Raw genomic sequence first — 5,711 nt, forward strand, 5'->3', positions numbered from 1 at the left:
CCCCGCGACACCGGAAGCCCAAACTCCCGCAACACCGCCTTCGCCTGATATTCGTGTATGTTCATGGCGACATCCTCATCAATCTGGCGGGCTGCCACCGGGCTGCCACGACGGGGGCGGCGGCGATTGCGCGCCGCTCCCGAGCGTCCGGGGCGGATTAGTTCGTGAGGGCGGCGTTGACGCCCTTGCAGGCCTCGATCAGCCCCTTCACCGAGTTCACGGACTTGTCGAACATCGCCTTCTCGTCGGCATTGAACTCGACTTCGAGCACGCGCTCGACGCCGCCCGCGCCGATGACGATCGGCACGCCGATGAAGAGGCCGTCGATGCCGTACTGGCCCGAGAGATGCGCCGCGCAGGGCAGGACCCGCTTCTTGTCGCGCAGGTAGCTCTCGGCCATGGCGATGGCGGAAGCCGCCGGGGCGTAGAAGGCCGAGCCGGTCTTGAGCAGGTTGACGATCTCGCCGCCGCCCTTGCGGGTGCGCTCGACCATGGCGTCGAGCTTCTCCTGGGTGGTCCAGCCGAGCTTGACCAGATCCGGCAGCGGCACGCCGGCCACCGTCGAGTAGCGCACGAGGGGCACCATGTCGTCGCCGTGCCCGCCGAGCACGAAGGCGGTGACGTCCTCGACCGAGACCTGGAACTCGTCGGCCAGGAAGTGGCGGAACCGGGCCGAGTCGAGCACGCCCGCCATGCCGACGATTTTGTTCGCCGGCAGGCCGGAGAACTTCTGCAGGGCCCAGACCATGGCGTCGAGCGGGTTGGTGATGCAGATCACGAAGGCGTCCGGCGCGTGCGTCTTGATGCCCGTGCCGACGGCCTCCATCACCTTCAGGTTGATGCCGATGAGGTCGTCGCGGCTCATGCCGGGCTTGCGCGGCACGCCCGCCGTGACGATCACGACGTCGGCCCCCGCGATCGCCGCGTAGTCGCTCGCACCCGAGAACTTGGCGTCGAAGCCGTCGACGGGGGCGGACTCGGCGATGTCGAGGCCCTTGCCCTGGGGCACGCCGTCGGCGATGTCGAACAGGACGACGTCGCCGAGTTCCTTCAGGCCGGCCAGATGCGCGAGGGTCCCGCCGATCTGTCCGGCGCCGATAAGCGCGATCTTGCTGCGTGCCATGGGGGGAGAACCTCTGCTGCCAGAATGAAAACTGGTCACCACCTCGACCGGGCGAGGGTGAGAACTGCGTCGAAGCGGGAGCCCGTCACGGTCATCTTTCGTGCGGGGCTCTAGTGGCCGAAAAGGCCCTTTGCTTCAACCCGATGATCGATGGCGAAAGCACGGTTCGGGCCATTCCGTCGCAGGGGTCGCGAGCGGGGTGCTTCGCGAAAACACAGCGGAGCGAAGGATTTAGATGCAGCGCACAACGCCGGGCCGCCCGCCGAAGCCGCTATGACAGAAGATAAATCCTGTCACTTTCCCTACAGGATGCCGGCGCGCAGGACCCGCTGGATCGCGTGGATCACCGCACCGAGTCGGGCGTCCACGAGGTCGCGCGGCACGTCCGCGTCCTGCTGGATCGCCAGCGGATGGGTGAAGCGGTAGCTCGCGTCGAAGATGTAGGCGATGGCCCGCTCGCGGTCCCGGGCCGAGAAGGCGCCCGCCGCCATGCCTTCCTCCACCACCCGCTCGACGAGGCTGCGGAGCCGGACGCGGTGGCGCCGGGCGATCGGCCGCGACTCGACGGTGGCGTCGAGGTGGACGGCGAACAGGTTCGGCTCGTGGGTGAGGGCGTCGCGCTGGAGGGCGGCGAGGGCGGTGAGCAGGCGCTCGATCTTGTCGTCCGCCGGGTCGGGCGCGTCCGCGATATTCCCGAGATGGGTCTCGACGTCGCGCAGCCAGCGTCCGGCCACGGCATCGAGCAGCGCGTCCTTCGAGGGGAAGTAGCGGTACACGTTGGCGTGCGTCATCCCGGCCTCGGCCGCGACCGCCACCACTGTCACCCGTTTCGGGCCCAGGCGCGCGAGGTGCTCCGTCGCGATGGCGAGGAGGCGCACATCCGCCGAGACCGGCGTGGTGCGGGTCCGCGCGGCCGGCCCGCTGAGGCGGCCCCCCGATCGACCGGTGGAACGGGCCGATGCCACGGTCTGGTCCGGCACGGCCGCTTCGCGGCGATCCTCGGTCCGGACGATGTCGTCCCGTTCGGGTGAGTCTGTGCGCTCGGGTTGCACGAATGGAAGCGGGAGACGCGAGGGGGAAAGGTGGTAAGGCGAGACGGACCCCCATCTGACCGACCGAAGCGTGCCGCGGCGCGCTTCCATGAAAACTGAGTCTCCCTCCGGGAGCCTTTGCCGACGAGACCGCGCACGGACCTCTCAACAGGTCGTATGTTCATTTTTGTTTGAGATGGCAACAAATTTTTCTTGAAGAGGGCGAGCTAGAAACGGTTCTTCCACGCCCGGAGGGCGACGAACACCGCTGTCGGGTCGCCGCCGGGGGTCAGGTCGACCGCGCGCGCGAGGGCCGGCTCCGTGCTGCGCAGGAAGGGATTGGTGGCCCGCTCGACCCCGAGCAAGGAGGGAATCAGGAAGCGGCCCTCGTCCCGGGCCCGCTCCGCCTCCGCCATCCGGGCGTTGACATTCGCGTTGTCGGGGTCGGCCGCGCGCGCGAAGCGGGCATTCGCCAGTACGTAATCGTGCCCGCTGAACACCTGCGTCTCGTCGGGGAGGGGGAGGAAGCGCGTGAGGGATTGCCACAGAGTCTCGGGCGGGCTCTCCATCACCCGGCCGCAGCCGAGGGTGAACAAGGTGTCGCCGGCAAAGACCACCCCCGCCTCGCGGAACCAGTAGGTGACGTGGTCGGCGCAGTGGCCCGGCGTCTCCCAGACCTGCGCCACGAGGTCGCCGACCCGCACGGTATCGCCTTCGGAGACCGTGACGTCGACCTCCGGAACGGCCCCGGCGGCCTTGGCGGGCGCCGTGACGCGGGCGCCGGTCGCGCGCTTCACCTCCGGGATGCCCTCGATGTGATCGGCGTGGCGGTGGGTGACGAGGATGTCGGTGAGGCGCCAGCCCGTGTCCGCGAGGGCCCGCAGCACGGGCTCGGCCTCGGGCACGTCGATCGCCGCGCAGGCGCCCGTGGCGGGGTCTCGGATCAGGACGCCGATATTGTCGCTGCGGCAGAGAAAGGTGCGGATCTCAGGATGGGTGCCGGCCATGGCCTCGATGTCCTCATCGTCCGAAGCGATCCCGCGGAGAACCGTGGCCATCCCTCGGGAGTTCCGCCCGGAACGGCTTGCCGCGGGCCGCCGCGATCCCCATTGAAGCATACGGAGCCACCCGGCCGGGCGCCAGCCGCACCGGGCGCTCCGCGTCACCGTCCCGTATCCGCCCCATGCGCCTCGACATCACCGACCTCCGCGCCTTCTACGCGACGCCCCTGGGGAGCGTGACGCACCGGATCGTCGGCCGCACGATCCACAGCCTGCTCGGCTCGGTCTCGGGCCTGCGCGTGCTCGGGCTCGGCTACGCCACGCCGTATCTCGGGCCGGTCCACTGCATCGCGGAGCGCACGCTCGCCTTCATGCCGGCGACCCAAGGGGTGGTGAACTGGCCCGGCTCCGGGCGGTCCTGCTCGGCGCTCGCCGACCCGACCATGATGCCGCTGCCCGAAGCCGCGATCGACCGGGTCATCCTGGTCCACGCGCTCGAGGCCGTCGAGAGCCCGACCGAGCTGCTGCAGGAGGTCTGGCGCACCCTGACGCCGGGGGGCCGCATGATCCTGGTCGTGCCCAACCGGCGCGGGGTCTGGGCCCGGCGCGAGGCGACGCCCTTCGGCCACGGCCAGCCCTACAGCCGCTCCCAGCTCGGCCGCCTGATGCGCGACACCCTGTTCTCCCCGGAGGGCTGGGCCGAGACGCTCTACATGCCCCCGGTGCGCAGCCGCCTGATGCTGCAGACCGCCGGCGCCTGGGAGCGCTTCGGCACCGGCCTCTCGCTGCCCTTCGCGGGCCTGCACGTGGTCGACGCGACGAAGCAGCTCTACCGCCCGGTCGCCGTGCGGCAGGTGCGCCGCGCCCGCCGCCTCGCCCCGGCCCGGGTCCTGGTGCCGGCCCCCTCGCCTGGCTGAAATTTCGCCGCTCCGGCCCGTGCCCGTCCGGGGCAGGATGCTGTAGGCAGGCCGCGATATGGTCCGGTCCAGGTTGAGAGCATGAGCATCGAAGCGGCCCTCCAGCATTTCCTGCTCGCACTCTCGAGCCTGTTCTCCATCGTCAACCCGATCGGCGCGGCCCTGATCTTCGCGCAGATCACGAGCGATTACAGCCACACGGAGCGGGTCGAACTGTCGAGCCGCATCGGCGTCTACGCCGCCATGGTGATGCTGGCGGCGCTCTGGGCGGGGGCGCCGGTCCTCAACTTCTTCGGCGTCTCCCTCGCGGCCCTGCGCATCGCGGGCGGCCTCGTGGTGGCGGCCTCGGCCTGGGTCCTCCTCAACGCTCCCGAGGCCCGGGAGGCCCGCAAGCAGGCCGAAGCCTCGCAGGACCGCTCCCGCAACCTCGCCGAAGTCGCCTTCTTCCCCCTCACCCTGCCGTTCACGACCGGCCCCGGCACCATCGCGGTGGCGATCGCGCTCGGCTCCAACCGCCCCGCCGCGATGCCGGAGCGCCTCGGATTCTACGTCGGCGTCTCGCTCGCCGCCCTGGCGGTGGCCGCGATGGTGCGTCTCGCCTACGGCTCCGCCGACCGGGTGGTGACCCTGATCGGCCCCGTCCGCGCCCGGGTGCTCGGGCGCCTCTCGGCCTTCCTGCTTCTCTGCGTCGGCACGCAGATCACCGTGAACGGGATCAGCGACGTCCTCGGCCCCCTGCTCGCCGGCGCGAAGCGCTAGCACGACGGCCGATCGCCCTGGTCGGGGCGAAGCCGCACCTGCGCGGCGGAGACCTCAGCGGGCGCCCTCGCGCCGCGCCCTCTCGCCGATGCGTTCGAGCCAAGCGGCGAGGCGCGCCCGGTTGCTGCCGAAATCCGCGAGGGCGATCTGGCTGCGGGAATACAAGGCGAGGGTCGAGCGCCCCTCCCCAGCCCCAATGATCGCGACATTGATCGTGGCGGGCCGATGCAGGATCGATGAGCGGGTGAGATAGCGGTCCTCCTCCGTCCAGCGCGCCCGGAAGACGAGGTCGGTCCGGGGCGTCTCGGCCGCCACCTCGGCCACGATGGCGCGGAGGCGGTCGCCCGGGACAGGCAGAACCGGCACCGTGAGATCCGCCCGCGCCCGCTCGCAATGACCGGGCGGGCAGGCGAGCCCGTCGACGGGGAGCCGCGTGCGCGTGAGCGTCGGGAAATCGACGGGGCCGAGGTCGGGCGCGCCGAAGAGGAGCATCCAGGCCTCCTCGATCCCCCCGGGCTCGGAGCCCCGCGCGACGAGGACGGCAAGGCCGAGCCCCAAGGAGCCGAGCCCCAGGGAGCCGAGCCCCAGGACGCCGATCACCCCGGCGACCCCGAGGCTCCGGGCGCGACCGGTCCTCCCCTGCAGCGTTCCCACCTCCGCCCTCCCGCAAGCCTCAAGGCCGGCGAACGCGACGAGGCGGGTCTCGCGACCCGCCTCCTTCGCCCGCGCGGCAGCCCGTCTCAGATCACCGGGATGCCCGGGAGCCCGCCGTAGAGGGCCGCATGCCCGACATAGTAGAGGACGAGGAAGCTCGCGAGGGCTGCCGCGTAATAGGCCGGGGCCAGCATGGCGGTCCGCGCCCGCACGGCGACCCGTGCAT

At 71.0% G+C, this 5,711-nt stretch carries 6 protein-coding genes; 2 read left to right on the forward strand and 4 right to left on the reverse strand.

The genetic code is table 11. The features are described from left to right. Positions 1 to 157 precede the first annotated feature (157 nt). From mdh to gloB, 3 genes are all read right to left on the reverse strand, one after another. Positions 158 to 1,123, reverse strand: coding sequence for a malate dehydrogenase (mdh, locus tag F6X51_RS27480; RefSeq protein ID WP_150967260.1), 966 nt, complete (start codon positions 1,121 to 1,123; stop codon positions 158 to 160). 302 nt (positions 1,124 to 1,425) lie between these two features. Beyond that, a complete protein-coding gene (locus tag F6X51_RS27485) occupies positions 1,426 to 2,001 on the reverse strand; it encodes a TetR family transcriptional regulator (protein WP_150967266.1) in 576 nt (191 codons plus the stop codon). A 380-nt stretch (positions 2,002 to 2,381) separates the two neighbouring features. Continuing rightward, a complete protein-coding gene (gene gloB, locus F6X51_RS27490) occupies positions 2,382 to 3,161 on the reverse strand; it encodes a hydroxyacylglutathione hydrolase (RefSeq protein WP_150967268.1) in 780 nt (259 codons plus the stop codon). Positions 3,162 to 3,337: 176 nt separating this feature from the next. Between gloB and F6X51_RS27495 the strand changes: the two genes are divergently transcribed. Continuing rightward, positions 3,338 to 4,072, forward strand: coding sequence for a methyltransferase domain-containing protein (locus F6X51_RS27495; protein WP_150967262.1), 735 nt, complete (start codon positions 3,338 to 3,340; stop codon positions 4,070 to 4,072). Positions 4,073 to 4,153: 81 nt separating this feature from the next. Next, positions 4,154 to 4,831, forward strand: a complete 678-nt coding sequence (locus F6X51_RS27500) for a MarC family protein (RefSeq protein ID WP_150967264.1) — start codon at positions 4,154 to 4,156, stop codon at positions 4,829 to 4,831. A gap of 54 nt (positions 4,832 to 4,885) precedes the next feature. Here the strand turns inward: F6X51_RS27500 and F6X51_RS27505 are convergent, their stop codons facing one another. Then, a complete protein-coding gene (locus F6X51_RS27505; RefSeq protein WP_246697035.1) occupies positions 4,886 to 5,485 on the reverse strand; it encodes a DUF1499 domain-containing protein in 600 nt (199 codons plus the stop codon). Positions 5,486 to 5,711: the final 226 nt, after the last annotated feature.

Source organism: Methylobacterium planeticum, assembly GCF_008806345.1.
In the GTDB taxonomy this organism is placed as follows: Bacteria; Pseudomonadota; Alphaproteobacteria; order Rhizobiales; family Beijerinckiaceae; genus Methylobacterium; species Methylobacterium planeticum.

Excerpts from the sequence above, each read along its gene's own strand:
- F6X51_RS27500 (WP_150967264.1), top strand. The coding sequence starts at position 4,154 with ATGAGCATCGAAGCGGCCCTCCAGCATTTCCTGCTCGCACTCTCGAGC.
- gloB (WP_150967268.1), bottom strand. The coding sequence starts at position 3,161 with ATGGCCGGCACCCATCCTGAGATCCGCACCTTTCTCTGCCGCAGCGAC.
- mdh (WP_150967260.1), bottom strand. The coding sequence starts at position 1,123 with ATGGCACGCAGCAAGATCGCGCTTATCGGCGCCGGACAGATCGGCGGG.
- F6X51_RS27495 (WP_150967262.1), top strand. The coding sequence starts at position 3,338 with ATGCGCCTCGACATCACCGACCTCCGCGCCTTCTACGCGACGCCCCTG.